Source organism: Bradyrhizobium sp. USDA 3315, from assembly GCF_054056795.1.
On sequence record NZ_JBSRYP010000001.1, the window covers coordinates 7,362,534 to 7,389,108 of the forward strand.

The 26,575-nt window shown below is 65.4% G+C and carries 28 protein-coding genes; 15 read left to right on the plus strand and 13 right to left on the minus strand.

What is annotated here, in order from left to right; genetic code table 11:
- Positions 1 to 53 precede the first annotated feature (53 nt).
- The 9 genes from gmk to ACVIYL_RS34650 all read right to left on the minus strand — a co-directional run bounded on the left by gmk (position 54) and on the right by ACVIYL_RS34650 (position 9,011).
- A complete protein-coding gene (gene gmk / locus ACVIYL_RS34610; RefSeq protein WP_456780660.1) occupies positions 54 to 707 on the minus strand; it encodes a guanylate kinase in 654 nt (217 codons plus the stop codon).
- A gap of 3 nt (positions 708 to 710) precedes the next feature.
- Positions 711 to 1,598, minus strand: a complete 888-nt coding sequence (locus tag ACVIYL_RS34615; protein WP_141343071.1) for a YicC/YloC family endoribonuclease — start codon at positions 1,596 to 1,598, stop codon at positions 711 to 713.
- 211 nt (positions 1,599 to 1,809) lie between these two features.
- Positions 1,810 to 3,060: an endolytic transglycosylase MltG gene (mltG, locus tag ACVIYL_RS34620; RefSeq protein WP_076831963.1), complete on the minus strand. Its 1,251-nt coding sequence runs from the start codon at positions 3,058 to 3,060 to the stop codon at positions 1,810 to 1,812.
- Between the two features lie 225 nt (positions 3,061 to 3,285).
- A complete protein-coding gene (gene fabF, locus ACVIYL_RS34625) occupies positions 3,286 to 4,551 on the minus strand; it encodes a beta-ketoacyl-ACP synthase II (protein ID WP_092088244.1) in 1,266 nt (421 codons plus the stop codon).
- Positions 4,552 to 4,647: 96 nt separating this feature from the next.
- Positions 4,648 to 4,887 (minus strand): acyl carrier protein, encoded by a 240-nt coding sequence (locus ACVIYL_RS34630; protein ID WP_002716125.1) that lies wholly within the window; start codon positions 4,885 to 4,887, stop codon positions 4,648 to 4,650.
- 289 nt (positions 4,888 to 5,176) lie between these two features.
- The gene (gene fabG / locus ACVIYL_RS34635) at positions 5,177 to 5,914 is read right to left on the minus strand and encodes a 3-oxoacyl-[acyl-carrier-protein] reductase (RefSeq protein WP_076831958.1); all 738 of its coding nucleotides are present in this window, start codon (positions 5,912 to 5,914) and stop codon (positions 5,177 to 5,179) included.
- A 21-nt stretch (positions 5,915 to 5,935) separates the two neighbouring features.
- A complete protein-coding gene (fabD, locus tag ACVIYL_RS34640; protein ID WP_456780661.1) occupies positions 5,936 to 6,889 on the minus strand; it encodes an ACP S-malonyltransferase in 954 nt (317 codons plus the stop codon).
- Positions 6,890 to 7,272: 383 nt separating this feature from the next.
- Positions 7,273 to 8,298 (minus strand): fatty acid desaturase family protein, encoded by a 1,026-nt coding sequence (locus ACVIYL_RS34645; RefSeq protein WP_456780662.1) that lies wholly within the window; start codon positions 8,296 to 8,298, stop codon positions 7,273 to 7,275.
- Positions 8,295 to 9,011: a TetR/AcrR family transcriptional regulator C-terminal domain-containing protein gene (locus ACVIYL_RS34650; RefSeq protein WP_456780663.1), complete on the minus strand. Its 717-nt coding sequence runs from the start codon at positions 9,009 to 9,011 to the stop codon at positions 8,295 to 8,297. The genes ACVIYL_RS34645 and ACVIYL_RS34650 overlap by 4 nt, the downstream gene beginning before the upstream one ends.
- A 338-nt stretch (positions 9,012 to 9,349) precedes the next feature.
- On the opposite strand from ACVIYL_RS34650, the gene rpsF reads away from it, so the two are divergent.
- From rpsF to rplI, 4 genes are all read left to right on the plus strand, one after another.
- Positions 9,350 to 9,814, plus strand: a complete 465-nt coding sequence (rpsF, locus tag ACVIYL_RS34655) for a 30S ribosomal protein S6 (protein ID WP_029083529.1) — start codon at positions 9,350 to 9,352, stop codon at positions 9,812 to 9,814.
- A gap of 6 nt (positions 9,815 to 9,820) precedes the next feature.
- The gene (gene rpsR, locus ACVIYL_RS34660) at positions 9,821 to 10,060 is read left to right on the plus strand and encodes a 30S ribosomal protein S18 (RefSeq protein ID WP_016844287.1); all 240 of its coding nucleotides are present in this window, start codon (positions 9,821 to 9,823) and stop codon (positions 10,058 to 10,060) included.
- 126 nt (positions 10,061 to 10,186) lie between these two features.
- Positions 10,187 to 11,155, plus strand: a complete 969-nt coding sequence (locus ACVIYL_RS34665) for a hypothetical protein (protein WP_456780664.1) — start codon at positions 10,187 to 10,189, stop codon at positions 11,153 to 11,155.
- Between the two features lie 51 nt (positions 11,156 to 11,206).
- Positions 11,207 to 11,809, plus strand: coding sequence for a 50S ribosomal protein L9 (gene rplI / locus ACVIYL_RS34670; RefSeq protein ID WP_168856970.1), 603 nt, complete (start codon positions 11,207 to 11,209; stop codon positions 11,807 to 11,809).
- Positions 11,810 to 11,858: 49 nt separating this feature from the next.
- On the opposite strand, the gene ACVIYL_RS34675 is transcribed toward rplI, so the two are convergent.
- From ACVIYL_RS34675 to ACVIYL_RS34685, 3 genes are all read right to left on the minus strand, one after another.
- A complete protein-coding gene (locus tag ACVIYL_RS34675) occupies positions 11,859 to 12,320 on the minus strand; it encodes a PaaI family thioesterase (RefSeq protein WP_456780665.1) in 462 nt (153 codons plus the stop codon).
- The gene (locus ACVIYL_RS34680; protein WP_456780666.1) at positions 12,317 to 12,922 is read right to left on the minus strand and encodes a TetR/AcrR family transcriptional regulator; all 606 of its coding nucleotides are present in this window, start codon (positions 12,920 to 12,922) and stop codon (positions 12,317 to 12,319) included. The genes ACVIYL_RS34675 and ACVIYL_RS34680 overlap by 4 nt, the downstream gene beginning before the upstream one ends.
- A gap of 89 nt (positions 12,923 to 13,011) precedes the next feature.
- Positions 13,012 to 13,971, minus strand: coding sequence for a hypothetical protein (locus ACVIYL_RS34685; RefSeq protein ID WP_253608923.1), 960 nt, complete (start codon positions 13,969 to 13,971; stop codon positions 13,012 to 13,014).
- A 258-nt stretch (positions 13,972 to 14,229) separates the two neighbouring features.
- On the opposite strand from ACVIYL_RS34685, the gene ACVIYL_RS34690 reads away from it, so the two are divergent.
- The gene (locus ACVIYL_RS34690) at positions 14,230 to 15,483 is read left to right on the plus strand and encodes a class I SAM-dependent methyltransferase (protein WP_456780667.1); all 1,254 of its coding nucleotides are present in this window, start codon (positions 14,230 to 14,232) and stop codon (positions 15,481 to 15,483) included.
- 20 nt (positions 15,484 to 15,503) lie between these two features.
- Here the strand turns inward: ACVIYL_RS34690 and ACVIYL_RS34695 are convergent, their stop codons facing one another.
- Positions 15,504 to 15,674 carry a hypothetical protein gene (locus ACVIYL_RS34695; RefSeq protein WP_194295401.1) on the minus strand — a complete coding sequence of 57 codons (171 nt, stop codon included), beginning with the start codon at positions 15,672 to 15,674 and terminating at the stop codon, positions 15,504 to 15,506.
- 184 nt (positions 15,675 to 15,858) lie between these two features.
- On the opposite strand from ACVIYL_RS34695, the gene ACVIYL_RS34700 reads away from it, so the two are divergent.
- From ACVIYL_RS34700 to purF, 10 genes are all read left to right on the plus strand, one after another.
- Complete coding sequence (locus ACVIYL_RS34700) at positions 15,859 to 15,981, plus strand: hypothetical protein (RefSeq protein ID WP_256520498.1); 123 nt, start codon at positions 15,859 to 15,861, stop codon at positions 15,979 to 15,981.
- A 292-nt stretch (positions 15,982 to 16,273) separates the two neighbouring features.
- On the plus strand, positions 16,274 to 17,776 hold the full coding sequence (locus tag ACVIYL_RS34705) for a replicative DNA helicase (RefSeq protein ID WP_057019871.1): 1,503 nt from the start codon (positions 16,274 to 16,276) through the stop codon (positions 17,774 to 17,776).
- Positions 17,777 to 17,824: 48 nt separating this feature from the next.
- On the plus strand, positions 17,825 to 19,129 hold the full coding sequence (gene alr, locus ACVIYL_RS34710; RefSeq protein ID WP_310879500.1) for an alanine racemase: 1,305 nt from the start codon (positions 17,825 to 17,827) through the stop codon (positions 19,127 to 19,129).
- A 30-nt stretch (positions 19,130 to 19,159) separates the two neighbouring features.
- Positions 19,160 to 19,930: an exodeoxyribonuclease III gene (locus ACVIYL_RS34715; RefSeq protein ID WP_057020052.1), complete on the plus strand. Its 771-nt coding sequence runs from the start codon at positions 19,160 to 19,162 to the stop codon at positions 19,928 to 19,930.
- Between the two features lie 359 nt (positions 19,931 to 20,289).
- Positions 20,290 to 21,015: a sulfite exporter TauE/SafE family protein gene (locus tag ACVIYL_RS34720; protein ID WP_028335150.1), complete on the plus strand. Its 726-nt coding sequence runs from the start codon at positions 20,290 to 20,292 to the stop codon at positions 21,013 to 21,015.
- A 441-nt stretch (positions 21,016 to 21,456) separates the two neighbouring features.
- Entirely contained in the window at positions 21,457 to 21,744 is a 288-nt protein-coding gene (locus ACVIYL_RS34725; protein WP_253608927.1) for a hypothetical protein, read from the plus strand.
- Positions 21,745 to 21,918: 174 nt separating this feature from the next.
- Positions 21,919 to 22,533 carry a hypothetical protein gene (locus ACVIYL_RS34730; RefSeq protein ID WP_456780668.1) on the plus strand — a complete coding sequence of 205 codons (615 nt, stop codon included), beginning with the start codon at positions 21,919 to 21,921 and terminating at the stop codon, positions 22,531 to 22,533.
- A 96-nt stretch (positions 22,534 to 22,629) separates the two neighbouring features.
- Positions 22,630 to 24,120, plus strand: a complete 1,491-nt coding sequence (radA, locus tag ACVIYL_RS34735) for a DNA repair protein RadA (RefSeq protein ID WP_456780669.1) — start codon at positions 22,630 to 22,632, stop codon at positions 24,118 to 24,120.
- A 204-nt stretch (positions 24,121 to 24,324) separates the two neighbouring features.
- A complete protein-coding gene (locus ACVIYL_RS34740) occupies positions 24,325 to 24,960 on the plus strand; it encodes a CvpA family protein (protein ID WP_026192677.1) in 636 nt (211 codons plus the stop codon).
- Positions 24,961 to 24,994: 34 nt separating this feature from the next.
- Positions 24,995 to 26,521 (plus strand): amidophosphoribosyltransferase, encoded by a 1,527-nt coding sequence (gene purF, locus ACVIYL_RS34745; protein ID WP_456781918.1) that lies wholly within the window; start codon positions 24,995 to 24,997, stop codon positions 26,519 to 26,521.
- Positions 26,522 to 26,575 lie beyond the last annotated feature (54 nt).

Genomic DNA, 26,575 nt, shown 5'->3' on the forward strand with positions numbered 1-26,575 from the left:
GCTTAGGAAAAATGCAAACGGACGTGATGCGCTCGCATCACGTCCGCAACGCGCTACTTCTCGAGCTGACGCTGCAGGCCGCGCACGAATTCGGTAAGGCCGGTGCGGCGCTCGCGCTTGAGGCGCTCGGCCTTCAGGATCGACTGCACCTCGGCAAAGGCATCGTCGACGTTGTGGTTGACGACGATGTAGTCGTATTCCGCCCAATGGCTCAGCTCATGACTGGCGCGGCTCATCCGTCCGCGGATGACCTCTTCCGAATCCTGCGCCCGGGTATGCAGCCGCCTCTCGAGATCGGCGGCCGACGGCGGCAGGATGAACACCCGCACCACATCGGCGCTGGCTTTCTGGTGGAGCTGTTGCGTGCCCTGCCAGTCGATATCGAACAGAACATCCTGCCCCACCGCTAGGGCGGCCTCGACCGGCGCACGCGGCGTGCCGTAGCGGTTGTCGAATACGGTGGCCCATTCGAGCAGTTCACCCTGCTCGACCATCTTCTCGAATTTCTTCTTGTCGACGAAGAAATAGTCGCGGCCCTCGACCTCGCCCGGCCGCATCGGCCGCGTGGTCGCCGACACCGACATCTTCAGGCCCGGCTCGCGTTCAAGCAGCATGCGAGACAGCGTCGTCTTGCCGGCGCCCGACGGCGACGACAGGACGAACATCAGTCCGCGCCGCTCTACGCCGTCAAAACCCTGCGCCGTCATCATTCACTCCAGATTCTGGACCTGTTCGCGGAACTGCTCGACCACGTTCTTCATTTCAAGCCCGGTGTTGGTCAGCTCGACGTCGTTCGACTTCGAGCAGCAGGTGTTCACCTCGCGATTGAATTCCTGGGCGAGGAAGTCGAGCCGGCGCCCGACCGGACCGCCCTTGCCGATCATCTCGCGCGCCTGGGCGATGTGCGAGGCGATGCGGTCGAGTTCCTCGCGGATGTCGGCCTTGGTGGCGATCAGGATCGCCTCCTGGTTCAGGCGGTCGGCATCGAAGCGGTCGGACGTCTCGAGCAGGGCCGCGATCTGCTCGGCCAGCCGCGCCTTGATCGCCTCGGGCTTGCGGCCGGGAGCGGTCTCGGCGCGCCTGGCGAGCCGCTCGACCTCGTCCATCCGCTGCATCAGGATCTGCCCCAGCGCATCGCCCTCGCGGCGGCGCATCTCGACAAGGCTGCCGAGCGCCTGCTCGAAGGCCATCGCCGCCGCCTCGCGCGCCGCCTTGTCCTCGTCCTCGTTGCTCTCGGGCTCGACCACCTCAATGACGCCCTTGATGCCGAGCAGTCCGTCGATGCTCGGCGCCACCGCGTCGATCCGCTGCGCGAGCGTGCCGGCGACCTTCACCACGGCGGCGAGCACGTCCTCATTGATCCGGATCGTCTGCGCCGCGTCGGTGCGCTTGACGCTGAGATTGGCGTAGACCGTGCCGCGCGACAGCAGCTCGCCGGCCCGCTTCTTGGCAAGCGCTTCCAGTTCGTCCCAGCCCGGCGGAAGCCGCAACCGCAGGTCAAAGCCCTTGGCATTGACCGATTTCAGCTCCCACTCGAACGTATAGGGACCGCTTGCGCCATGGCTTCGGGCAAAGCCAGTCATGCTCGACAGCGCCATCGCGTGAACTCTCCAACAGAAGGATATGGGACTCACCCGGAGCCTGCGAGACTCGTGGGGGGCCGGTGCGACCTTAAAACGGATTCCGTGAAAGTGGAATTACGTTCACCACCGGAAAATGCAGAGCTACACCATGATCCGGAAAAGTGTATGGCGGTTTTCCGAAAGATCATGCTCAAACAAGAAGCTAAAGCGCGATGACGATCGCGCTTTAGCGCTGCACCACCGGTGGCGAATTGGTCTGTTGGGCTGCGCCCTGCCGACCGCGCGGCGGCTTCTTTTGATTGGTGGGCTTCGGCGTCGTCGCCGTGGGATTGGTGTCGGCGCCGGGCGTCGCGGCGGCGGGCGCCGGATCATCCGCGGGCTCGACGGTGTCGTTCTGGATCTGCTTTTCCGACGCGCGCAGCTTGGCGACGTTCTTCGCGTGCTGGTCGTAGGTTTCGGTGAAGGCGTGGCCGCCGGTTCCGTCAGCGACGAAGAACAGGTCGCGGGTGCGCGCCGGATTGGCGGTCGCCTCCAGCGAGGCGCGGCCGGGATTGGCGATCGGTCCGGGCGGCAGGCCGTCGATCACATAGGTGTTGTAGGGCGACGGCTGCGTGATTTCGCTGCGCTTGATCGGACGGCCCAGCGTTCCCTTGCCGCCCACTAGTCCGTAGATGATGGTCGGATCGGACTGCAGCTTCATCCGCTGGCGCAGGCGGTTCACGAACACGGCGGCGACGCGGCTGCGCTCGTCGGCGCGGCCGGTTTCCTTCTCGACGATCGAGGCCAGCGTGACCAGCTGGTCCGGCGATTTCAGCGGCGTGTCGGTGTTGCGGCGTTCCCAGATTTCGGCGAGCACGCGCTTCTGCGCCTGCTGCAGGCGCTGGATCACCTGGTCGCGCGTGGTGCCGCGCGGGAATTTGTAGGTCTCCGGCAGCAGCGTGCCCTCGCGCGGGATCTCGCGCACCGAGCCGGTGAAGATGTCGTTGTCGGAGAGCCGCGTCACGATCTGCTCGGAAGTCAGGCCTTCCGGTATCGTGATGGCGTGCTGCACCACCTTGCCATCGACGATGGTGGCGATGACGTCGCGCAGGCTGGCGTTCTTCTGGAACGAATATTCGCCGGGCTTGAGATCGGAACTTGCCTTCAGCGCGAACACCCCGCCGATGAAGACCCACGGATTGACGTTGATCACGCCCTCACGCGAGAGCACGTCGGCGATGTCACGCTTGCCGGCGCGCGCCGGGATGTTGACGATCTTGTCTTCCTGCAGCGGTCCCGGCGATTCCAGCGCCTGCTTGCCGTAGTAATACGTCGCGCCGGCGCCGATCATCAGGATGATCAGGATGGTGAAGATGGCATTGCCGACGATCACGAAGGGATTGCGGGCGCGATCCGAGCGCTTGGGCGGCGGCGGAAGCTGTTCGGGCTCCAGCGCGGCGCGTGGGCTCCTCGGTGAAATGGGCGGCCTCTCACTCATCGATGCAAACCAATATCCTGCCGGTTGAATCGTGGCCGGACAAACCCTGCCCTGCCAATAGCATACGCCCGCTATTAGGAGTCACCGCGGAATACGGCAAAATGGTGGACTAGTTCCAAAGTCCCGTCCCGATCGAATCGGAACGGGACTTTGGATTCTCTTTTTCGACGCGTTTCCTTCACGCGAACCGGCACCCACTTCGCTCGAAAACGCTCTAACGACCTACTAATTGGTCACGCGCTGCACGATCACGGAAGCGTTGGTGCCACCGAAACCGAAGGAATTGGACAGCGCCACATTGACGTCACGCTTGCGCGACGTATGCGGCACAAGATCGATCGCCGTTTGCACCGACGGATTGTCGAGATTGATGGTCGGCGGCACCACGTTATCGCGAATCGCCAGGATCGCGAAGATCGCCTCGATCGCGCCGGCCGCACCGAGCAGATGTCCGGTCGCGGACTTGGTCGACGACATCGAAACCTTCGATGCCGCATTGCCGAGCAGGCGCTCGACCGCGCCGAGCTCGATCTCGTCGCCGACCTGCGTCGAGGTGCCGTGCGCATTGATGTAGTCGAGATCGGATGCCGCAAGGCCGGCGCGCTTCAGCGCCATGGTCATGCTGCGGAAGCCGCCATTGCCGTCCGGCGGCGGCGAGGTGATGTGGAAGGCATCGCCCGACAGGCCATAGCCGGTGACCTCGGCATAGATCTTCGCGCCGCGGCGCTTCGCGTGCTCGTATTCCTCGAGCACGAGGACGCCGGCGCCCTCACCCATCACGAAGCCGTCGCGATCCTTGTCGTACGGCCGCGATGCCTTTTCCGGGGTCTCGTTGAAGCCGGTGGACAGCGCACGCGCCGCGCAGAAGCCGGCGATGCCGATGCGCGAGATCGGCGATTCGGCGCCGCCCGCGACCATCACCTCGGCGTCGCCGAGCGCGATCAGCCGCGCCGCGTCGCCGACCGCATGCGCGCCGGTCGAGCACGCCGTGACCACTGCATGATTGGGCCCCTTCAGGCCGTGCTCGATCGAGACATAGCCGGAGGCCAGATTGATCAGGCGGCCCGGAATGAAGAACGGAGAGACCCTGCGCGGTCCGCGCTCCTTCAGCAGCACCGCAGTCTCGGCAATGCCGGTGAGGCCGCCGATGCCGGAGCCGATCATCGTGCCGGTGGCGAACTGGTCCTCGTCCGACTTCGGATGCCAGTCGGCATCGTCCAGCGCCTGCTTGGCCGCGCACATCGCATAGACGATGAAGTCGTCGACCTTGCGCTGGTCTTTCGGCTCCATCCACTGATCGGGATTGAAGGTGCCGCCAGTGCCGTCGCCGCGCGGAATGTAGCAGGCGACCTGGCTCGGCAGGTCGGACACGTCGAACGTGTCGATCTTCTTGCCGCCGCTGTCTCCGGCGAGGATGCGCGCCCAAGTTGCGTCAACGCCGCAGCCGAGCGGTGTAAGCATGCCCAGCCCCGTGACGACAACTCGTCTCATTTCCACGTCTCCGGCCAGCAATGCGCGGCTGATAATAAGAAGCCGGGGGACCGCTCGATCACGGTCCGTCCGGCCCCGTCAACTTCGCGATCGGCGTCAGCTCTTCGCGTTCTTCTCGAGAAACTTGGTCGCGTCGCCAACGGTCAGAATCGTCTCCGCCGCGTCGTCGGGAATCTCGCAACCGAATTCTTCTTCGAATGCCATCACGAGCTCGACGGTGTCGAGGCTGTCGGCGCCGAGGTCATCGATGAAGCTCGCGCTATCGACCACCTTCTCGGGTTCGACACCAAGGTGCTCGACCACAATCTTCTTAACCCGCTCGCCAATCTCACTCATCGTTCAACCTCGTTGTTCCATTGGACCCGACCCCAAGACGATACGAGCCATCGTGGTCGTCTCGATTACTCAGTCGCGCATAGTCTTGATTCGGCCCGGTCGTAGCCGATTAAAGCCCCGGCGAACGGCAGGCGTCGCCACGCCAATATACAGGGTTTCAAAATCCTGCAATGGCGTTCTTCGCCCATCCACGGGGGCTTCAGCTACCATACTTCCAAAGCCTTGACTACACGCCTGAACCGGCTCCCGAAAACGGCTTTTCGCCGCATTGCGAGAGCCGGCCAGTAGCTCAAATCATAGCCATCCCGCCGTTGACGTGGATCGTCTGTCCGGTGACGTAGGCGGCCTCGTTCGAGGCCAGATAGACCGCCGCGGCGGCGATGTCCTCGGGCGTTCCGAGCCGCGCCGCAGGAACCTTCGCCAGGATGGATTCGCGCTGCTTGTCGTTGAGCGCATCGGTCATCGGCGTCTTGATGAAACCCGGCGCGATGCAATTGGCGGTCACGCCGCGCTTGGCGTATTCGGCGCCCAGCGTCTTGATCAGGCCGATGATGCCGGCCTTCGACGCAGTGTAGTTGCCCTGCCCCGGATTGCCGGTGACGCCGACGATCGAGGTGATCGCGATGATGCGGCCGAAGCGCTTGCGCATCATCAGCTTGGTCGCGGCGCGCGCCAGGCGGAACGTCGCGGTCAGGTTGACCGCGATCACGTCGTCCCAATCCTCGTCGCGCAGCTGCACGAACAGGTTGTCGCGGGTGATGCCGGCATTGGCGATCAGGATGTCGACCTGCCCCATCGCAGCTTCCGCTGCCGGCACCAGCGCCTCGACATCATCCTTGCTGGAGAGATTGCACGGCAGGACGTGCACGCGCTCGCCGAGCTTGGCCGCGAAGCCGTCCAGCACCTCGCGCCGCGTCCCCGAGATCGCTACCGTCGCGCCCTGCGCATGCAGCGCCTGCGCGATCGCGCCGCCGATGCCGCCGGTTGCGCCCGTGACGAGCGCCGTCTTGCCAGTCAGATCAAACATCGAATTCTCCTTCCGGCTGCTTCAAGCCGAAGCTGCGAGCGCGTCCTTGGCCGCAGCGATATCGTTCGGACCGCCGACGGACACGCCGACCGCGCCGTCGGCAATGCGCTTGACGAGGCCGCTCAGCACCTTGCCGGCGCCGATCTCGAAGAACCGCGTCACGCCCTGCCCTGCCATATAGGCAACCGACTCGCGCCAGCGCACGGTGCCCGTGACCTGCTCGATCAGGCGGCGGCGGATCTCGTCGGGATCGGTGATGGCGGAGGCCAGCACGTTGGAGACCAGCGGCGCCGCGGGCGCCTTGATGGTCACCCCCGACAGCGCCTCTGCCATCGCATCGGCCGCCGGCTGCATCAGCTTGCAATGGAACGGCGCAGACACCGGCAGCAGCATGGCGCGCTTGGCGCCCTTGGTCTTGGCGATTTCGACCGCGCGATCGACGGCGGCCTTGTCGCCGGAGACCACCACCTGGCCGCCGCCATTGTCGTTGGCGGCCTGGCAGACTTGTCCCTGCGCCGCCTCGTTGGCGACCGCCACGGCGGTTTCGTAATCGAGACCGAGCAGTGCGGCCATCGCGCCGACGCTGACCGGCACCGCCTTCTGCATCGCGAGCCCGCGGGTGCGGAGCAGCCGCGCGGTGTCGCTGACGGAGAGGCTTCCGGCGGCGGCCAGCGCCGAATACTCGCCGAGCGAGTGCCCGGCAACAAAGGCCGCGTTGCGGCCGACCGAAAAGCCGGCTTCGCTCTCGAGCACGCGCAATGTGGCGATCGACACCGCCATCAGGGCGGGCTGGGCATTTTCGGTGAGTTGCAATGTCTCGCCGGGGCCATCCCAGATGATCGCGGTCAGCTTCTCGCCCAGCGCGGAATCGACCTCGTCGAACACCGCCCTGGCCGCCGGAAAGGCGTCGGCCAGGGCCTTGCCCATGCCAACCGCCTGCGAGCCCTGCCCGGGAAACGTAAATGCTGCCGTCATCGGCGATCCCTACCTTGTTGAGCGTGATCTCCGCGCAGGCGCTTTACGCCTGCCGCAGGGGAAACGGTATCCGCGCCGCGCAAAACGCGCCACAGCGGGTCCGGGCCAATCCCTTGCAACCAAGCCTTGCAACCGGCCCCGGACCCGGCCGTAAGACACTGACGGAGGCGGTGCTGTCAAGCCGCGCCGGAGGAACCCTGGGAATGCCGGTCCGGCTCCGGGCTAGTGTCCCGAATCCGAAGTTCGCATCATTTGCCGCACCTTCGGAGCGAACTTCGGATTCGATAAGGACACTAGCAAACTTATGATTCTAGTGTGCTTTATGAATGCGAAGTTCGTGAAAGTGGCTGCCGCGAAATCGCACGAACTTCGCATTCAGCACACTAGAACCCGCCGGCATTCTGGTCGGCGTTAACCTCGGCGCCGGCCCTCGCCCGGCGTGCGCTGTTGACCAGCTGCCCCGGACGATCCTCGCTGGCGGGCCTGGCGGTCGCCAGCCGCAGCACCGCGGCGTAGCCCGGCTGCACCTCCATCCGATCCGCATAGCGGCTTTCGCTCAGGATGCGGTGGACGCGCGGCAGGTTGTAGCAGGGCACGTAGAACAGCAAATGATGCTCGAGGTGATAGTTCACGTAGTACGGCGCGATGAAGAGACGCTCGAGGACGTTGGCCCGCGTGGTGCGGGTGTTGCGCAGGGGATCGGAGCTGTCGGGCACGACGGCGTGTTCGGCAATGTTGCGGATGCGCGTGATCACCATCATCCAGGTCAGCAGCGGCACCAGCCACAACAGCGGATAGGCCCACCACACGCCGGCGGCGGCAAGGCCCGCGAACAGCAGCGCGTTGGTGACGCATTGCTGCCCGAGCTTCTGCCAGAAGTTGGCGGCGCGCCGCGACAACGGCCACTCCTTCGGCCCGATCGCATTGAGCAATTGCGCCTTGCGCTGCTGGTAGCCGGTCTGCCCGGTGATGTCGCGGAAGAACTTTCGGCGGTAGCTCAGCTTCGTGATCGGAAACGGCGCCGACAGCACGAGATCGGGATCATCCTCCTGCTGCGTCCGCGCATGATGCTGCAGATGATAGCGGCGATAGCCGCGGGTCTCCGCGAAGATCGGATAGGCGCAGAACCACTGGCTCAGCGTCAGGTTGGTCCTCTCGTCCGCCGACAGACAGCCGTGCGCCCCGTCATGCATCAGGATCGCAAGCCCGAGCTGGCGCGAGCCGATGATCGCAACGGCGAGCAGATAGGTCAGCGGATTGGGCCACCACGCGACCAGCGCGATCGCGCCCAGGATCAGCGCCCAGGCGTGCACGATCAGGGCCGCGCCCTTCCACGTCGTGCGCTCGCGCACAGCAACCAATTCGTCCTCGGTGAGGAAATCGCGGGCTCGCATGCGAAGCGCGGTCATGTGCTTGTCTCCCCGTCCGTTGAGGATGAAGTGCTGTGATCGCCGACCAGGCGCAGCCGCGTCCCGTCATTAGCCGACGTCGAAGTTGATGTCGCCTGCTCGCCGAGCGCGCGCAGCAATTCGCGGCACATCTCGTCGGCAGCGCGGCCCATGGCGAAACCTTCGACGATCACGCCGATCGCGATCGCCCAGAACCGCCGCGAGCTCTCCTCGGGCGCGCGCAGCGAACGCCAGCCGTGCCGCTCGACCTGGCCCGCATAGGCGCGCGCGCCCTCGCTGTGCAGCCGTTCGATGGTGCGCTCGACGAGGGGTGCGAGGTCCTGCCGGCGCCGCGTGAGGGTCAAGGCCTCCGCGAAAAAGGCGACCGTGTCGGTCGCGGTCACGGTCTCGGCCAAAGCGTGGGTGTAGTCCCGCGGGGTGTGCGCATTCAGGGCGGCCTGCTCGGTCGCGCGCGCGAGATAGAGCATGTCGCGGCTGGCGGCTTCGACGAACAGCGCTTCCTTGGTGCGGAAGTAATAGGTGATCTGGCTCGGAAAGGCGTCCGCGGCCGCGGCGATATCGGAGATCGATGTGCCCGAGAGCCCGCGTTCCTTGAACAGGCGGCTGGCGGCATCGAGCAGCAGCGAGCGCATCTTGCGCCCCGCCGACCGCGTCGCGCGGACCGCGTGCTTCGGATCGGGCGCAGACATGCCGCTGGCGGTCTCCGAACCCATATCTCGTCCTCCCAAAGATATTTGTATGACATACAAACAAAGAAATCAACGGGAAAACGCCTGAGGTTGTGTCAAACGGGCTGGAGGGTTACGACGCCTCGCACATCCGGGGGCCGAGAACCCTTGCTTTCGCGGCCAAAATCCGTATAAGCGCGCCATTCGTGGGCTCCGGCCGGGAGCTGAACGGACGGTCTCAGCAAACTCACCCGTTGATTTTGATGTGGCAGGGCCAGTCGGCCCGTCGTCCCGTGCTCCCGCCTTCTGAGCAGCTCGAGTCCTTTCCGAAGGTCTCGAAGGGCTTGTCGCCGGAAACCGCGCCAACACAGGAAAGGACAACCATGCCTCTTTACGAGCATGTTTTTCTCGCGCGCCAGGATGCGAGCACCCAGCAGGTGGATGAACTGACGGCCCAGATGACGGGGATCGTCGAACAGGGCGGCGGCAAGGTCACCAAGACCGAGAGCTGGGGCGTGCGTTCCCTCACCTACCGCATGAACAAGAACCGCAAGGCGCATTTCGTGCTGATGAACATCGACGCACCGTCGGCTGTCGTCACCGAGATCGAGCGCCAGGAGCGGATCAACGAAGACGTCATCCGTTACCTCACCGTGCGCGTTGAAGAGCACGAGGAAGGCCCGTCCGCGATGATGCGCAAGGCCGACCGCGATCGCGAGCGCGATGACCGTGGTGGTGGCTTCCGTGGCGACCGCGAAGGCGGCTTCCGTGGCGACCGCGAGGGTGGTTTCCGTGGCGACCGTGGCCCGCGCCGTCCGCGTGAAGAAGAAGCTGCGACCGAGGAGTAATGAATCATGGCTGATGCTGGTGCCCGCCGTCCGTTTTTCCGCCGTCGCAAGTCCTGCCCGTTCACGGGCGCGAATGCGCCGAAGATCGACTACAAGGATTCCAAGCTGCTGATGCGTTACGTCTCCGAGCGCGGCAAGATCGTGCCGAGCCGCATCACGGCCGTGTCCGCCAAGAAGCAGCGTGAGCTCGCCCGCGCCATCAAGCGCGCGCGCTTCCTCGGCTTGCTGCCTTACGTGATCAGGTAATCGTTTCCGGCCGGCGGCATACGTCGCCGGCCGCTCATTCTCATAAGGCTTCCGGGTCGTCCGGTCGCCGATGGTTGGGGTTCTCGAAGCAGGACCCCTAACCGCTCAAAGGGGGCGGGACAGCTGATGATCGGGATACTCATTGTTGCACTTGCCGCCGGCGCCGCGTCGGCGCTGATGTTCGCCTCGATCAGTTCGGGCGCGCTGATCTCGATATTGCTGTTCTATCTCGCATCGCTGCCGATCATGGTGGCGGCGCTCGGCTGGGGTCCCCTCACCGCCGCTATTGGTGGAGTGGGTGCGGCATCCGTGCTCGGCACGATCTTCGGCCTTCCCTACAGCATCGCGTTTGCCATGATGGTCGCCGTACCCGGCTGGTGGCTCGGCCACCTCGCCCTGCTCGGACGGCCGATCGCAGGCGCAGCCGGCGACAGCGCCAAGCAGCAGCCGCCTGCACTTGAATGGTACCCCGTCGGCCGCATCCTGCTCTGGATTGCAGCCTTCGCCATCATCATCACGACCGTCGCACTGCTCACGCTCGGCACCGATACTGACACGATCACCGGCACGCTGCGGCGTGGCCTGCTCAAGATGCTCAGCGCCGGCGAAGCCCAGCCCAGCGGTGACATCGAACGGCTGGTCGACGCGTTGGTGATCTTCGCGCCGCTCGCGGCAACGGTCATCTCCATGGTGACGCTGACGCTGAACCTTTGGCTCGCCGGCAAGATCACGCAAACCTCGGGGCGGTTGAATCGGCCGTGGCCGGATTTCCGCACCACGGCGCTTCCCGCCGTGACGTTGGTCGCGCTGCTGGCGGCGGTCGCCGTCAGCTTCATCGGCGGCATGCTTGCGCTGCTGGCGCAGATCGTCACCGCGGCACTCGTAATCGCCTATGCGCTCGTCGGCTTCGCCGTTCTGCACACCTTGACGCTGTCGCTCACCAATCGCGGCTTCTGGCTCGGTGGCATCTATGCGGTCGTCGTCATGTTCGGCTGGCCGATCGTGGCGATGTTCGCGCTCGGCATCGCCGACGCCGTGTTCGGGCTGCGCCAGCGCTATCTGCAGACAAGACCGCCGCCTTTGCCCGCGGCTTGAGATTCGATCCAACCACTTAAACCCGTACTTTGCATCTAAAGGAGAACGAAAATGGAAGTCATTCTGCTCGAACGCGTCGCCAAGCTTGGCCAGATGGGCGAAGTCGTGCGCGTCAAGGACGGGTTCGCCCGCAACTTCTTGCTGAAGCGCGGCAAGGCGTTGCGCGCCACCGAGGCGAACCGCGCCAAGTATGACGGCATGAAGGCCGAGCTCGAGGCCAACAACATCCAGGCCAAGGGCGAAGCCGCCAAGGTCGCCGAGAAGATCGACGGCCGCGACATCGTCATCATCCGCCAGGCCTCCGAATCCGGCCAGCTGTTCGGCTCGGTGACGGTGCGCGACATCGTCGCCGCGCTGGCTGCCGACGGCGTGACGGTGTCGCGCCCGCAGGTCTGGCTCGACTCGCCGATCAAGGTAATCGGCGCGCAGAAGGTGACGATCGCCGTCCACCCCGAGGTCGAGACCAGCGTCACCGTGACGGTCGCCCGCTCCGCCGAAGAGGCCGAGCGGATCAAGCGCGGCGAGGACATCTCGACCCGCCAGGAAGACCAGGACGCTGCCGCCGAGGCGCTCGCCGCCGCCGGCGAATTCTTCGATCCGGAAGCCCAGCAGGACGAGGAAGCCGCGCCGGCTCCGGCCGCCGAAGAGAAGTAAGCTTCTCTCCATCGTCCAACCGACTAAACGCTACGAAGCCCGGCCTCGATCAGGCCGGGCTTTGGATTCGTGCCGCCGCCTTGTCGTCGAGCATGGCGATCGACGCCAATGCGGTCGCGGTGTGCTTCTCCTTGCCGTCGATGACGCAGAACACGTCGGCTGCAACGACGGCGACCTGACGTCCCGGCTTGATCACGCGCGCCCGGCAGATCAGACGATCGCCCGAGGCCGGCGACAGCAGGTTCAGCTTGTATTCCGCCGTCAGCGCCGGCTGGCCGCGCGACGTCGCCGCTGCGATCGTGGTGGCGTTGTCGACCAGAAACGCCGTCACTCCGCCGTGAAACAGGCCATGCTGCTGCAACAGCTCCGGCCGGCGGTCGACCGCGAGCGTGCAGGTGCCGCGCGACAGCTCGGCTACCTCGGCACCGACAAGACCCATGAAGCCCTGCCGGCCGACATTGTCGCGAATTCGCGTCGCGATCGGTGCAAAGTCCGAATCGGTCTCGCTCATGAAGTCTCTCCTGTTCGTTCTGGCGCACCCGGCGCCACCACCGCGCGGACCGCGCAGGCGATCAGCGTCTCGACCTGTTCGCGCGGATCGCCGGTATGGCGGCCCGATAGCCAGGCGCGGCAGAAGATCTGCGCCGGCCCGACGATCTGGCTGAAGAACAGCACGGCGCTCATCGGCAGCAATTCGCCGCGCGCGAGCAGTGGCGCGCGCCAGCGCTCGATGCCATCGGTGAGCCGCGAATTCTCGCTGCGCTGCGCGCCGCGCACCTCCTCGACCCACTCGCTGCGCGAAATCTCGAACAGGAAGCGCGCCTCGCGCCGGTTGCTCACGACCCAATCGAGATGGGCGTGGATCAGCCGCTCAACGCCCTCGCCCGCCCCGCAGCTGGCGTCGACCGAGCTGATGATGGCGGCGTGATAGGCCTGCAGGATTTCCAGGAACAGGGTGCCGGCGAGCGCCTTCTTCGAGGTGAAGAAGTGGAAGAAGCTGCCGTTGGACGCGCGGGCGCGGGAGCGAATCTCGGCCACCGTCGCGCCCTCAAATCCGTCGCGGTCGAACACCTCCAGTCCCGCTGCCAGCAGATCTTCGCGCGCCGTGCTCAAGTCGTCCTCCTGACTAGATTAACACTCTAGAGCACTGCTCTAATGATGGTCAAACAAATACGCCGGACCTTGCGGCCCGGCGTTGGCGATTACTTCGAGGTCGGAGCTTCCGGCGGGCCGGAGCCTGGCGTCGTGGGCGGTGGCGGCGGCGGCGCCGTCGCAGTCACCGGCGGCGCGGCTGGCGCCGGAGCGGGAGATGCGGCTGCTGCCGGCTCGGACGCCGCAGGCGCAGCCGCGGCAGGCGCCGGTGTGACCTGCGGAACCGGATCGGATCGCACGGCAGCCGGCTCGCCGCCGCCATTGCTCTTGGGCGCGTCGACCTTTGCCGTGTCGGGCTCGGCGGCAGGCTTCGCCGGCTTCTCGGCTTCACCCTTGTCATCATGCCGGGTGGATGTCTTGGGGTCTGTCTTGGGCTCGTCGCTGGTCGCCGCGCCCTTGGGCGTCTCCTCGGACTTCGGCTCCTCGACGGGCTTGCCGCGACGGCCGTGCTTCTGACGCGACGGCTTGCCCTCGCCCAAGGCCTGCGGCGTCTGGCCGTCATCCGGCTTCGCGCCTTCCGGCGTCTCGCTCGGGCGGGCCATCCGCTTGCCGCGGTGAGCTGGACGTCCTTCGGGATTCAAGCCATCGCCATCGGGTTTGGCCCCTTCCTGCGGCGCGGCATCCTGGTGCCGTCGGCGGGCCGGACGCTCGGACGGCTGCTCCGGGGACTGGTTCGCCTCCTGCCTGCCTTCCCTACCGCCCTTAGTCCCCTTGGGCTGATCCTTGGCCTGGTAGCGCGGGTCGTTGGCACCATTCGAAATCAGATAGGAGGCAAGCACGCCGGCCATGTCGCTGGACGTCGTGTAGTGCTGGCGCAGGAAGCCCGGCAGCGAACCGGCCGGGACCGATTTCAGCAGGCCGCGCGGGCTCTTGTGGCAAGCTGTGCAGGTGCTTGCGAAGATCTGGGAGGGGCTCTTGCCGGCCTCGAGGTTTTGCGCCTGCGCCGATACGGCTGACAGGCAGCCAATCAGAAGCGCCACCGTCGCCAGACTGAGGGCTCGGCTCAACATTCCTTAAGTCTCCAGATTCCGGAAAAATCGCCGCCAGCGCCTGATGGATCGGCCGCGGCGGTCACCTTTTAGCCGATTATCGCGCGAATGGAAGCGCGCCCATGACGCATCCACGCAATTGTCACATTTTGGAATATCGGCTTTGACCACAACGCTATAGCGCGATCTAATTCCCTGCCTATCTTGAGGTTGGGGACACATTGGAGTGATCAACTCCGGTGGTGTCGGTGTGCAGCTTGCCGTTCCGTTGGTGTTTCGATGGACCGATTGTTGCGATACTTCTTGGGGCGCTTCATCCGCCGCGGTTCGATCACGTTCACGACCGCGAGCGGCGCTCAGTTCACCTGCGGTGACGGCACGGGCGTACCGGTTGCCGTGCGCTTCATGACGCGAGGGGCTGAACTCCGCGTGCTGGTCGATCCCGAGCTTTATCTCGGCGAAGCCTTCATGGACGGCACGTTCGTGGTGGAGCAAGGCACCGTTGCCGACGTGTTGGCGGTGCTTATGGGTCAGGCAGCCATGCTGCCGAACTTTGCCAGGCTGCAGGCCTGGGTACGCTTCCTCGGACGCCGCGCCCAGCAGATCAATGTGCGCGGCCGATCCAGAAGCAATGTCGCCCGTCATTACGATCTCGACGGCCGCCTCTATTCGCTCTTCCTCGACGCGGACAAGCAATACAGCTGCGCCTATTTCGAGACGCCGGACGCGACGCTGGACGATGCCCAGCTCGCCAAGAAGCGTCACCTCGCCGCAAAACTCCTGATCAAGCCCGGGCACCGCATCCTCGACATCGGTTCCGGCTGGGGTGGCCTTGGGCTCTATCTCGCCGAGATGAGCGACGCCGACGTCACCGGCGTCACGCTGTCGACCGAGCAGCTGCAAATTTCCAACGCCCGGGCGGCGGAGCGGAACCTGGCGCAATCGGCGCGCTTCCTGCTGGAGGACTACCGCGACATCCCCGGGCCGTTCGACCGCATCGTCTCGGTCGGCATGTTCGAGCATGTCGGGGTCGCCTACTATGAAACCTTCTTCGCGCGCTGCGCCGAACTGCTCAGCGACGACGGTGTCATGGTGCTGCATTCGATCGGCCGCTCGACCGGCCCCGACGTCACCAGCCCCTGGATCCGCAAATACATCTTCCCCGGCGGCTACATTCCGGCGCTGTCCGAGGTCATGCCGGCGATCGAGAAGGCCGGATTGCTGATCTGCGACATGGAGATCCTGCGCCTGCACTATGCCGAGACGCTGAAGGCATGGCGCGAGCGCTTCATGGCGCGGCGCGAGGAGGCCGTGCGGCTCTACGACGAGACCTTTGCCCGGATGTGGGAATTCTACCTGGCTGCCTCGGAGATGTCGTTCCGCGTGCAGAACATGATGAACTTCCAGCTCCAGCTCACCAAGCGCCAGGGCATCGTCCCGATAACCCGCGACTATATCGGCGGCGAAGAAGCCCGCCTGCGGCTGAAGGAGGCCGGCGCGGCCAAGCCCCGGCTGCAACTGGCCGGCGAATAGGTCTGAAGGAACGGGTGCGGCTAGTTGCGCAGGCTGTAGGCCGACCCGCAATGGCCAAAGGTCGGCGCCGGACGCGCAAGATGGGCCGCGGCGGCCGAAATCAAGCTGGCATCGCAGGGAACATTGCGGACCTCGGGACGCGCCGCCTGCTCCATGGCATCGACAAGCGCCGCCAGCCAGCGGCGATCCATGCCATCTGCCCGGCCAAGCCTTGATCGCGCTGTCTGAAACTCTCGAGCCATCGCCGCCGTATCTTGCCTGAGCGTAGACAACCTGGAATCCGCCGGGTCGTTCCCGCGAACCTGCCGCAAAAAAAGTGCGGCGCATGTGATCTGCTTCACAGAGGTCTGTCCCGGACTGTCGTAGTGGTCCGGAATGACCCGAGAAACACACCAGACGATGTTGGACCCGCAGCGCGATATCGCGACTGACTACGCCCTGATCGCCACTGGCGTGGTGGCCGCCTTGATCGCGCTGGCCTTCCTCATCCTGGTCTGAGAAATCGACGCCAACAGCCGCCTCGCCTCTCCATGGGTCCGCTCGCCTGGCAAAAGGTTCAGGCGGCGTCCAATTTTTGCCAACGACCGTGCTGATCGGCCGGCTCCCGCCCGGTTTCGGACAAAACCCCAGTCAAGCGGAATGCATCCGGCTGTTTCGGATTCACACCTCGCGTTGTGTGAATCGTGCATAAGAAACATCCGTCCTTTCGCTTCGTGCCGGGCTGGCGCTTCATCGCCGCCCCACAGCCGAAAATCTCAGTAACGACGAAATCAGAAGAATAAGCTCGTCCATGGCCTTGATTGATTCGAACGTCCACAAGCTCGCGCCCGACGCCGCATCCCCGGCCTACCGAAGTGCGCCGCACAACATCGAAGCGGAACAGGGCCTGCTGGGCGCGATCCTGGTCAATAACGACGCCTTCTACCGGGTCTCCGATTTCCTGGAGCCGAAGCACTTCTTCGAAACCATCCATCAGCAAATCTATGAGACCGCCGGAAGCCTGATCCGGATGGGCAAGGTCGCGAACCCCGTGACCCTGAAGACGTTCTTGCCGGCCGAGCTCGACATCGGCGGCATGACGGTCGGCCAGTACCTCGCCCGGCTTGCCGCCGAAGCGACCACCATCATCAACGCGCAGGACTACGGACGCACCGTTTACGATCTCAGCCTGCGCCGCAACCTGATCCAGATCGGCGAGGACATCGTCAACGTCGCCTACGACGCGCCGGTCGACTTCGCGCCGCGCGCCCAGATCGAGGACGCCGAGCGGCAGCTCTACGGCCTTGCTGAAACCGGCCGCTATGATGGCGGCTTCCAGCGCTTCGCACAGGCACTGACGATCGCCGTCGACATGGCGGCGAAGGCGTTCCAGCGCGACGGCAAGCTGTCGGGCATCTCGACCGGTCTGCGCGACCTCGACGCCAAGATGGGCGGCCTGCAGCCGTCCGACCTCATCATCCTCGCCGGCCGTCCCGGCATGGGCAAGACATCGCTCGCCACCAACATCGCCTACAACATCGCCAAAGCCTATGTGCCCGAAGTCCAGGCGGACGGCACCACCAAGGCAGTCAATGGCGGCTGTGTCGGCTTCTTCTCCTGCGAAATGAGCGGCGAACAGCTCGCCACCCGTATTCTCGCCGAGCGCACCGGCATTCCCTCGAGCTCGATCCGTCGCGGCGGCATCTCCGAGCTCGATTTCGAGAAGATCCGCGACTGTTCGATCGAGCTGCAATCGCTGCCCTTCTACGTCGACGAAACCGGCGGCCTCTCGATCTCGCAGCTCACCGCGCGGGCGCGACGGCTCAAGCGCCAGAAGGGCCTCGACTTGATCGTGATCGACTACATCCAGCTGCTGCAGGGCTCGGGCAAACGCGGCAACGACAACCGCGTGCAGGAAATCACCGAGATCACCACCAACCTGAAGGCACTGGCCAAGGAACTGAACGTTCCGATCATCGCGCTCTCGCAGCTGTCGCGTCAGGTCGAAAACCGCGACGACAAGCGGCCGCAGCTGTCCGACCTGCGTGAATCCGGCTCGATCGAGCAGGACGCCGACGTCGTGATCTTCGTCTATCGCGAGGAATACTACCTCGCCAACAAGGAGCCGCGCGCGGGCACGCCGGAATATGAGAAGTGGCAGATGGACATGGACCTTGCCCACGGCAAGGCCGAAGTCATTATCGGCAAGCAGCGCCACGGCCCGACCGGCACGGTCGATCTGCACTTCGAGGCCAGCGTCACGCGCTTCGGCGACCTCGCACCCGACGGTCAGGTTCCAGATCACGGCCACTGAGATCCGGACTCGGTTGAACGACGCAAGGCACCCGCGTACAACTGAGCCATGAACATCGTGACTGACGCGAAATCGCAGCTGACACCCGAGGCCAGTTTGCTGGCGGCCCACCCGACCGCCAGCGGTATCCTCACCATCGACCTCGACGCCATCATCGCCAACTGGCGCAAGCTCGAGAAGACCGCGGTGCCGGCCGAATGCGCCGCCGTGGTCAAGGCCAATGCCTATGGCTGCGGCGCCGAGCAGGTTTCGCGGGCGCTCGCCAGGGCCGGTTGCAAGACCTTCTTCGTCGCCAGCGTCGAGGAGGCTGCCGCGGTGCGCGCGGCCGCTCCCGAGGCGACGGTGTATTCGCTCGGCGGCTTCTTCCAGAACACCGGCGACGCCTACGCCAGGATCGACTGCAAGCCGGTGATCGGCGATCTCAACGAGCTCGCCGAATGGGACGTGTTCTGCCGCCGCTCCGGCTGGTCCGGCGGCGCCGGCATCCATATCGACACCGGCATGAACCGGCTGGGGCTCACGGTCAGCGAGGCGCAGGGCATCATCCCGCGGATCAATGCCGGCGACCACGGCATCACGCTGGTCATGAGCCACCTCGCCTCCGCCGAATTGCTCAACAATCCCGCCAACGCCAAGCAGCTTGCGAGCTTCCGCGAGATCGCGAGCCTGTTCACCGGCGTGCCGGCCTCGCTGGCGAATTCTTCCGGCGTGTTTCTCGGCGCGCAATTCCAGTTCGAGATGGTGCGGCCGGGCTGCGCGCTCTATGGCGTCAATCCGACGCCGGAGGCCGACAACCCGATGCAGCAGGTGGTCGATCTCAAGGCGCGCATCGTGCAGATCCGCAACATCGACCGCGGCGAGACCGTCGGCTATGGCGGCACCTGGACCGCGCGCCGGCCGACCCGGCTTGCGATCGTCGCCGCCGGCTATGCCGACGGCTATTTCCGCGCCGCCAGCGCCAATGACGGCACCCGCGGCGCCGAGGTCGTGGTCGCCGGCAAGCGCTGCCCGATCGCCGGCCGCGTCTCGATGGACCTGATCGCGGTCGATGTCACCGACCTCGACAAGAATGCCGTGCGGCGCGGCCACATGGTGACGCTGATCGGCGAAGGCATCACGGTCGACGAGGTCGCGCATCATTTCGGCACCATCGGCTACGAGGTGCTGACCAGCCTCGGCCGCCGCTTCGTGCGCATCTACAAGGGCGGCGATGCCGTCGCCGCGAGAAGCGACGCGGTCGCCGAGACGAGCGAGCCGGCTGCCACGCCCGCAGCACCGCCAGCCTTGCCAACAGCAGCGCCCGCTGCGCCGCCGCCACTGCCGGCCGCCGAGCCAACAGCGACGTCCACCTGACATGATCAAGGTTCGCGATTGCCGGTGCGCATGAAGATCGCGACCTTCAACATCAACAACGTCAACCGCCGCCTGCCCAACCTGTTGCGCTGGCTGAAATCGGCCAGGCCCGACATCGTCAGTCTGCAGGAGCTGAAGGCCAGCGACGCCGAGTTTCCCGCGGCCGCGATCGAGCAGGCCGGCTACGGCGCGGTGTGGCAGGGACAGAAGACCTGGAACGGCGTCGCCATCCTCGCGCGCAAGGCCGAGCCGGTGCTGATCCGCACCGCCCTGCCCGGCGATGCCGGCGATCACGAAGCGCGCTACATCGAGGCCGCGGTGCGCGGCATCGTCGTCACCAGCCTCTATCTGCCGAACGGCAATCCGCAGCCCGGGCCGAAATTCGATTACAAGCTCGCCTGGTTCAAGCGGCTGCGCGCCCATGCCGCCAAGCTGCTCAAGCAGGACGTCCCGGTGGTGCTCGCCGGCGACTACAATGTCGCGCCGACGCCGTTCGACATCTACCCAACGCGGTCCTGGGACAAGGATGCGCTGATCCAGCCGAAGAGCCGCGCCGCCTTCAAGGCGCTGGTCGATCAGGGCTGGTGCGATGCGATCCGCGCCCTGCATCCGGACGCGCCGATGTTCACCTTCTGGGACTACAAGCGCCAGCGCTGGCCACGCGATGCAGGCCTGCGGCTCGATCATCTCCTGCTCAGCCCCGCAGTGGCGCCGCGGCTCGTGAAAGCCGGCGTCGACCGCGCCATCCGCGGCGAGGACGGCGCCAGCGATCACGCGCCGGCGTGGGTGGTGTTGAGGTGACGGGTTTGCGTGTCGCGCTCGCGCCACAATCACTCTGTCGTCCCTGCGAAAGCAGGGACCCATACTCCGCGGCCGATGTTGTGAACGGGACTTGTCGTTCCGGCGGCGCGCAATAATCCGCATTCGTGGTTATGGGTCCCTGCTTTCGCAGGGTCGACAACAAATGTGTTGCGCGGTCTATGAGTCATACCTCCGCATTCTCGCGACATGATTTGTCCAAGTCTTGCTGCGCTGCGCACGATGGCGTGTCGATGGTTCGGCGGCGCCCTTGCGCCGTCTCGAGCCATGAGGTCACACTGAGCCCCTCTCCCGGGGCACGCATTCAGCATGGCTCGGGATCACCTCACCGGAGCGCGCAGGTGGGCTTCCTCTTCGTCCTCATCGTCGGCCTAGTCGCCGGCACCATTTCCGGCATCGTCGGCACCGGCTCGTCGATCATGCTGATGCCGGTGCTGGTCTATCAGTACGGGCCGAAGCAGGCGGTACCGATCATGGCCGTCGCCGCCGTGATGGCCAATCTGTCGCGCATCCTCGCCTGGTGGCGCGAGGTCGACTGGCGTGCCTGCATCGCCTACTCGATCACGGGCATCCCGGCCGCCGCGCTCGGCGCGCGCACCCTGCTCGCGCTGCCCTCGCATGCGGTCGATATAGCGATCGGCGTATTCCTGATCGCGATGGTGCCGGTGCGGCACTGGCTGGCGCGGCACAGGCTGAAGGCCAATCTCTGGCATCTCGCAATCGGCGGTGCGCTCATCGGCTACCTCACCGGCATCGTGGCCTCGACCGGCCCGCTCAGCGTGCCGCTGTTCCTGTTCTACGGTCTCAGCAAGGGCGCGTTCCTCGCCACCGAGGCGGCGAGCTCGCTCGGGCTCTATGTCAGCAAGTCGGTGACGTTCGAGCGCTTCGGCGCGCTGACGCCGGACATCGCGCTGAAGGGCCTGATCGCCGGCGCCTCGCTGATGGCCGGCGCCTTCATCGCCAAGCGCTTCGTGCTGCAGCTGAAGCCGGAGTCGTTCCGCCTGATCATGGACGGCATCATGCTGGCGGCGGGCACGGCGCTATTGTGGTCTGCAATGACGCAGTAAAATTCCGACATCGACCAGGCCCTGGGCAAACGGATTTCACCGTGACGAACACCAACATCCTCCCGATGGTGTCGTAATTCTACGGGGCTTTGCGCATCGGGTGGCGTGTACCCCGAAAGAGTTTTGTTGAGCGCTCACCTTCCGTTGTTATCCGGATTGCCATCGTCCGGCCGCTGCGTTTATGACAATCTCATTACTTGCACTTGATCGTTTGCGGAAAAGAACTTTGCTCCAGCAGGCATCACAGGGTTGATCGACGACCCGGATGCGAGTCCCGAGAGTTCAGACGACGAGGTTCAGCGACACATGGCGTGCAGATCGGGCGCAGAGCCCGGCGCCTGATGTCGCCGATGTCGGCCTGACGAATGCGGGATCGCAAGTCGAAGCATTGGGAGTCGCGGGTCGTCAAAGCCCACGACAGGCGGGAAAGGCAGGCGCGCGATGCGCAAGATGATGATCACGACTGCGGCGATTGTGACGTTCGCCGTTGCCGGCTCGGCGTTCTGGCCGACGGCAAGGCCCGATGTCGCGCAGTTCGGCGACAGCGTCTACGAGACGATCTGGGTCTGGCGAATTCCGGTCTACGCCAACAATCCGTCGTGGCGGGTTCGCTGGAGCTGGAGCGATCCGTTGCGCGCGCAGGCGAGATGCTGCCGCGCTCTGCCGACGAGTCTGACGCCGCGCGAGAAACCGCCGCTGCTGCTGTCGCGGCGGGACATCCACGTTTGACCGCGCGTACAAACGAGAGAGCAGTTCCCTTGCGCGAAGCGCATTTGATTCAAATTCGCGCTGTAGTTGAACTTACTTTTTATCCTTAACCAGAAACCTGATCTTTGATTTACATCTGCAAGATGCGGTTTACCTTGTCTCCGCGAGCACAGCGGATTCAGGGACAACAACAATATGCGCCAACCAAGCTTCACCCTGTGGTTGACCGTTGTTCTGGCGACGCAGGGTTTGAGCGTCGCGGCAGACGAGACAAGACCGGGCCAACCGGGTGCCGTTGCCGCCGCTGACCGCGTTGCATGTTCCCTGCAGCCAAAAAGCGAGGAACCGTCTGATCCGTCGTCGACCTCGGCAATTCCCCACGCCGAAAAATTCGTCGCGCGGGAACATTTCAAGGAGGACATCGCCTCGAGCGCGCCGGTCAGGATTTCCTGGTTAGGCGCGACCTTCGCGCAGCGCTTCACGGACAAGATCGAGGACGATAGCGGCGGCGCATCGTTGCAGACCTTCATCCTGAGCGCAGCCTCGAGCGACAAGGAGATCCTCGCCAAACTGGGTCAGAGCCACGAGAGCAGGCTGGCCGACGTCTGGTGCGCGTTGAGGCGACAGCCCAGCGGCAGCAATGGCCCGCTGGAGGTCAACGCCAAGCCGAACGTGTTTTACGTACGCGACAGCGCCGGAGAGCTTGGTGCCGTCGACGTGCTTTGGGGCGGCGTCGGCTGGGAAATCGGCGCAAGCCCGGTCGGCGACAAGCCGCGCTGGCCGGGCGGAACGCGGGTGTTCTCGCGCTGAGCCGGCCCCGCGATCTGCCGCTCCGTCTTCGATGGATCGTGCGCGGCGGCCGAACCGTGCTATGCATCGTGCGCGATAGCGCGACTCACCTGCTCCATGGCCAAATCTACCCTCTCCTTCGTCTGCCAGAACTGCGGCGCGGCGTATAATCGCTGGCAGGGCAAGTGCGATTCCTGCGGCGAGTGGAACACGCTGGCCGAGGAAGACATCACAGGCTCGGTGCCGGTCTCGATCCGCAGCAAGCGCAAGGGGCGGACGTTTGCGCTGGAATCGCTGTCCGGCAAGACCCAGGACGCGCCGCGGCTGTCCTCCGGGATGGCCGAGCTCGACCGCGTCACCGGCGGCGGCTTCGTCCGCGGCTCGGTGCTTTTGGTCGGCGGCGATCCCGGCATCGGAAAATCCACGCTGCTGACCCAGGCGACCAGCATGATGGCGCGCGCCGGCCACCGCGCCGTCTATATCTCCGGCGAAGAGGCGGTCGCCCAGGTGCGGCTGCGCGCCGAACGGCTCGGCCTCGCGGACGCGCCGGTGCAGCTGGCTTCGGAAACCTCGGTCGAGGACATCGTCGCGACGCTGTCGGAAGGCGCGGTGCCGCGCCTGATCGTGATCGACTCGATCCAGACCATGTGGACCGACACGGTGGAATCCGCGCCCGGAACGGTGACCCAGGTCCGCGCCTCGGCGCAGGCCCTCATTCGTTTTGCCAAGAAGACGGGTGCCGCGATCATCCTGGTCGGCCATGTGACAAAGGACGGCCAGATCGCCGGTCCCCGCGTGGTCGAGCACATGGTCGATGCGGTGCTGTCGTTCGAGGGCGAAGGCTCGCAGCAGTTCCGCATTCTGCGCTCGGTGAAGAACCGTTTTGGCGCGACCGACGAGATCGGCGTATTCGAGATGACCGGCCTCGGCCTGCGCGAGGTCACCAACCCCTCGGAATTGTTCCTCTCCGAGCGCGAGCTCGGCAGCCCCGGCACGGCGGTGTTCGCCGGCATCGAGGGCACCCGTCCGGTGCTGGTCGAGTTGCAGGCGCTGGTGGCGCCGACCTCGCTCGGCACGCCACGCCGCGCCGTGGTCGGCTGGGACCCGAGCCGGCTGTCGATGGTGCTCGCGGTGCTCGAAGCGCATTGCGGCGTCAAATTGTCCGGACATGACGTCTATCTCAACGTCGCCGGCGGCCTGCGCATCCAGGAACCGGCCGCGGACCTTGCCGCGGCGGCCGCGCTGGTCTCCTCGCTGGTGAACGCGCCGCTGCCGACGGATGCGGTCTATTTCGGCGAGATTTCGCTATCGGGCGCGATCCGCCCGGTGGCGCAGACCCCGGCCCGGCTCAAGGAGGCCCTCAAGCTCGGCTTCGCCCGCGCCATCCTGCCCGAATCGGCCCGCGGCGAGAGCGGTGGCGATTCAGGGCTCACCCTCAACAGCGTCGGCAATCTCACCACGCTGGTCGCCGAAATTGCGGCACGCGGTACGCCAAGAGGCGACCGGGGAACACCGCGAGGCGACCGGCGCGACCCGGGCAGCTCCGGAGGCCCTGATGCGGCTGAGAAAAATGCCACACCGGCCCGATTCCGTCGCGAGACCAGCTAAAGCGGGCGTGACGTATCAGCCCCCCGCCGCTATACATCCGCCGCGCGGGACAGGTGGCGCTCTGGCCTTGCCGGATGCCCCCAATGCGCCTCAGTTAGGACGGCACCGACTTCGCCGATTCGCGAGAGCACTTAGCAGCGTAGGCCCTTAACAACGTAAGCCCTTAACAGCGTACAGAAACGTACCAGCGGACCTGACCAGCCGATGCCCATAACGATACTTGATCTCGTCCTGCTCGGCGTGATGCTGATTTCGGGCCTGCTCGCGATGGTGCGCGGCTTCATGCGCGAGATCCTGTCGATCGCGGCCTGGGGCGCCGCCGCGCTGGTCACGCTGTATGCGTTCTCGAAGCTTTTGCCGACCGCCAAGACCTACTTCAACAACGACACGGTCGCGGCCGTCGTCGTGGTGGCCGGCGTCTTCATCGGCACGCTGATCGTGGTCTCGATCGTCACGGTGCGGATCTCGGACATGATCCTGGATTCCCGGATCGGTGCGCTCGACCGCACCCTCGGCTTCCTGTTCGGGCTCGCCCGCGGCCTCCTGATCGTGGTCGTGGCGTTCATGTTCTTCACCTGGCTGGTTCCGGACAAGCAGCGGCCCGATTGGGTGACCGGGGCGAAGTCCCGCGTGGTGCTGCAGGGAACCGGGGATTGGCTGATGTCGCTCTTGCCTGACGACCCCGAGAACACCATCTTAAAGAAGTTCAAGAAGAATAAGCCAGACGACGATTCTGCGGCCGATACCAATGATCAGGCGACGCCGGCGTCGGGTGATGGCTATAGCAAACCTGCGCGTGACAGCTTGAAGAAGCTGATCGAGAAACCCGCGGGCCGATAAACTATTTGGGCCCTTACGAGAGGCGATGAACGAGATGCAGACCCCTTCGGATCATACCGACCAAATGGATCTCGACCTCGGCCCGATCGAACTGCAAGACCCTCTCAGATACCACCCCGACCTCGATGGCGACACGCTCCGCGAGGAATGCGGTGTGTTCGGCATCTTCGGCCATCCCGAGGCCGCCGCGATCACCGCGCTCGGCCTGCACGCCCTGCAACACCGCGGCCAGGAAGCCGCCGGCATCGTCTCCTTCGACGGCAGCCGCTTCCACAGTGAACGCCGCCTCGGCCTGGTCGGCGACGCCTTCTCCCGCCGCGAGGTGATCGAGCGCTTGCCGGGCAACGCCGCGGTCGGCCATGTCCGCTACTCCACCACCGGCGGCACCATCCTGCGCAACGTGCAGCCACTGTTCGCCGAGCTCAGCGCCGGCGGATTTGCGGTCGGCCACAACGGCAACCTCACCAATGGCCTGACCTTGCGCCGCGAGCTGGTCAAGGGCGGCGCCATGATGCAGTCGACCACCGACACCGAGGTGATCCTGCATCTCGTGGCGCAGTCCAAGCGCACCCGCTTCATCGACCGCTTCATCGAGGCGCTGCGCACCATTGAGGGCGCCTATGCGCTGGTCGCGCTGACCAACAAGAAGCTGGTCGGCGCGCGCGACCCGCTCGGCATCCGCCCGCTGGTGCTCGGCGATCTCGACGGCTGTCCGATCCTGACCTCGGAGACCTGCGCGCTCGACATGATCGGCGCGAAATACGTCCGCGACATCGAGCCCGGCGAGATCATCGTGTTCGACGAGCGAGGGGCTCACAGCCACAAGCCGTTCCCGCCGAAGCCGGCCCGGCCCTGCATCTTCGAATACATCTATTTCGCGCGCCCGGACTCGATCGTCGGCGGCCGTTCGGTCTACGACGTGCGCAAGGCATTTGGCGCCCAGCTGGCGCGCGAGAGCCATCCCGAGGTCGACGTCGTGGTGCCGGTGCCGGATTCCGGCGTGCCCGCCGCGGTCGGCTACAGCCAGTATTCCGGCGTGCCGTTCGAGCTCGGCATCATCCGCAACCACTATGTCGGCCGCACCTTCATCCAGCCGACCCAGAGCGTGCGCGAGCTCGGCGTGCGCATGAAGCATTCGGCCAACCGCGCCGCGATCGAAGGCAAGCGCATCATCCTGATCGACGACAGTCTGGTTCGCGGCACCACCTCGAAGAAGATCGTGCGCATGATGCGCGATGCGGGCGCCCGCGAGGTGCATTTCCGCCTCGCCTCGCCGCCGATCCTCTATCCCGACTATTACGGCATCGACCTGCCGGACCGCGGCGGCCTGCTCGCCGCGACCCATTCGCTCGAGGAGATGCGCGACATCATCGGCGCCGACTCGCTCGCCTTCCTGTCGATCGACGGCATGTACCGCGCGATGGGCTATGAGGGGCGCGACCCGGCAAATCCGAGATTCGCCGACCATTGCTTCACCGGCGCCTACCCGACCCACCTCACCGACCAGAGCGAAACCGAGGCCCCGCCGCGCCAGCTCTCGCTGCTGGCGGAGGCGAGCTAGCCACATCCGCGCTGTCGTCCCTGCGAAAGCAGGGACCCATAACCACCGGCCTAT

Excerpts from the sequence above, each read along its gene's own strand:
- rplI (WP_168856970.1), top strand. The coding sequence starts at position 11,207 with ATGGAAGTCATTCTGCTCGAACGCGTCGCCAAGCTTGGCCAGATGGGC.
- ACVIYL_RS34665 (WP_456780664.1), top strand. The coding sequence starts at position 10,187 with ATGATCGGGATACTCATTGTTGCACTTGCCGCCGGCGCCGCGTCGGCG.
- ACVIYL_RS34725 (WP_253608927.1), top strand. The coding sequence starts at position 21,457 with ATGCGCAAGATGATGATCACGACTGCGGCGATTGTGACGTTCGCCGTT.
- purF (WP_456781918.1), top strand. The coding sequence starts at position 24,995 with ATGCAGACCCCTTCGGATCATACCGACCAAATGGATCTCGACCTCGGC.
- ACVIYL_RS34690 (WP_456780667.1), top strand. The coding sequence starts at position 14,230 with ATGGACCGATTGTTGCGATACTTCTTGGGGCGCTTCATCCGCCGCGGT.
- fabG (WP_076831958.1), bottom strand. The coding sequence starts at position 5,914 with ATGTTTGATCTGACTGGCAAGACGGCGCTCGTCACGGGCGCAACCGGC.
- ACVIYL_RS34705 (WP_057019871.1), top strand. The coding sequence starts at position 16,274 with ATGGCCTTGATTGATTCGAACGTCCACAAGCTCGCGCCCGACGCCGCA.
- ACVIYL_RS34645 (WP_456780662.1), bottom strand. The coding sequence starts at position 8,298 with ATGACCGCGCTTCGCATGCGAGCCCGCGATTTCCTCACCGAGGACGAA.
- fabD (WP_456780661.1), bottom strand. The coding sequence starts at position 6,889 with ATGACGGCAGCATTTACGTTTCCCGGGCAGGGCTCGCAGGCGGTTGGC.
- rpsR (WP_016844287.1), top strand. The coding sequence starts at position 9,821 with ATGGCTGATGCTGGTGCCCGCCGTCCGTTTTTCCGCCGTCGCAAGTCC.
- ACVIYL_RS34695 (WP_194295401.1), bottom strand. The coding sequence starts at position 15,674 with ATGGATCGCCGCTGGCTGGCGGCGCTTGTCGATGCCATGGAGCAGGCG.
- ACVIYL_RS34700 (WP_256520498.1), top strand. The coding sequence starts at position 15,859 with ATGACCCGAGAAACACACCAGACGATGTTGGACCCGCAGCGCGATATC.
- ACVIYL_RS34715 (WP_057020052.1), top strand. The coding sequence starts at position 19,160 with ATGAAGATCGCGACCTTCAACATCAACAACGTCAACCGCCGCCTGCCC.
- ACVIYL_RS34615 (WP_141343071.1), bottom strand. The coding sequence starts at position 1,598 with ATGGCGCTGTCGAGCATGACTGGCTTTGCCCGAAGCCATGGCGCAAGC.
- ACVIYL_RS34730 (WP_456780668.1), top strand. The coding sequence starts at position 21,919 with ATGCGCCAACCAAGCTTCACCCTGTGGTTGACCGTTGTTCTGGCGACG.
- ACVIYL_RS34650 (WP_456780663.1), bottom strand. The coding sequence starts at position 9,011 with ATGGGTTCGGAGACCGCCAGCGGCATGTCTGCGCCCGATCCGAAGCAC.
- ACVIYL_RS34740 (WP_026192677.1), top strand. The coding sequence starts at position 24,325 with ATGCCCATAACGATACTTGATCTCGTCCTGCTCGGCGTGATGCTGATT.
- ACVIYL_RS34630 (WP_002716125.1), bottom strand. The coding sequence starts at position 4,887 with ATGAGTGAGATTGGCGAGCGGGTTAAGAAGATTGTGGTCGAGCACCTT.
- gmk (WP_456780660.1), bottom strand. The coding sequence starts at position 707 with ATGACGGCGCAGGGTTTTGACGGCGTAGAGCGGCGCGGACTGATGTTC.
- alr (WP_310879500.1), top strand. The coding sequence starts at position 17,825 with ATGAACATCGTGACTGACGCGAAATCGCAGCTGACACCCGAGGCCAGT.
- ACVIYL_RS34675 (WP_456780665.1), bottom strand. The coding sequence starts at position 12,320 with ATGAGCGAGACCGATTCGGACTTTGCACCGATCGCGACGCGAATTCGC.
- rpsF (WP_029083529.1), top strand. The coding sequence starts at position 9,350 with ATGCCTCTTTACGAGCATGTTTTTCTCGCGCGCCAGGATGCGAGCACC.
- fabF (WP_092088244.1), bottom strand. The coding sequence starts at position 4,551 with ATGAGACGAGTTGTCGTCACGGGGCTGGGCATGCTTACACCGCTCGGC.
- mltG (WP_076831963.1), bottom strand. The coding sequence starts at position 3,060 with ATGAGTGAGAGGCCGCCCATTTCACCGAGGAGCCCACGCGCCGCGCTG.
- ACVIYL_RS34685 (WP_253608923.1), bottom strand. The coding sequence starts at position 13,971 with ATGTTGAGCCGAGCCCTCAGTCTGGCGACGGTGGCGCTTCTGATTGGC.
- radA (WP_456780669.1), top strand. The coding sequence starts at position 22,630 with ATGGCCAAATCTACCCTCTCCTTCGTCTGCCAGAACTGCGGCGCGGCG.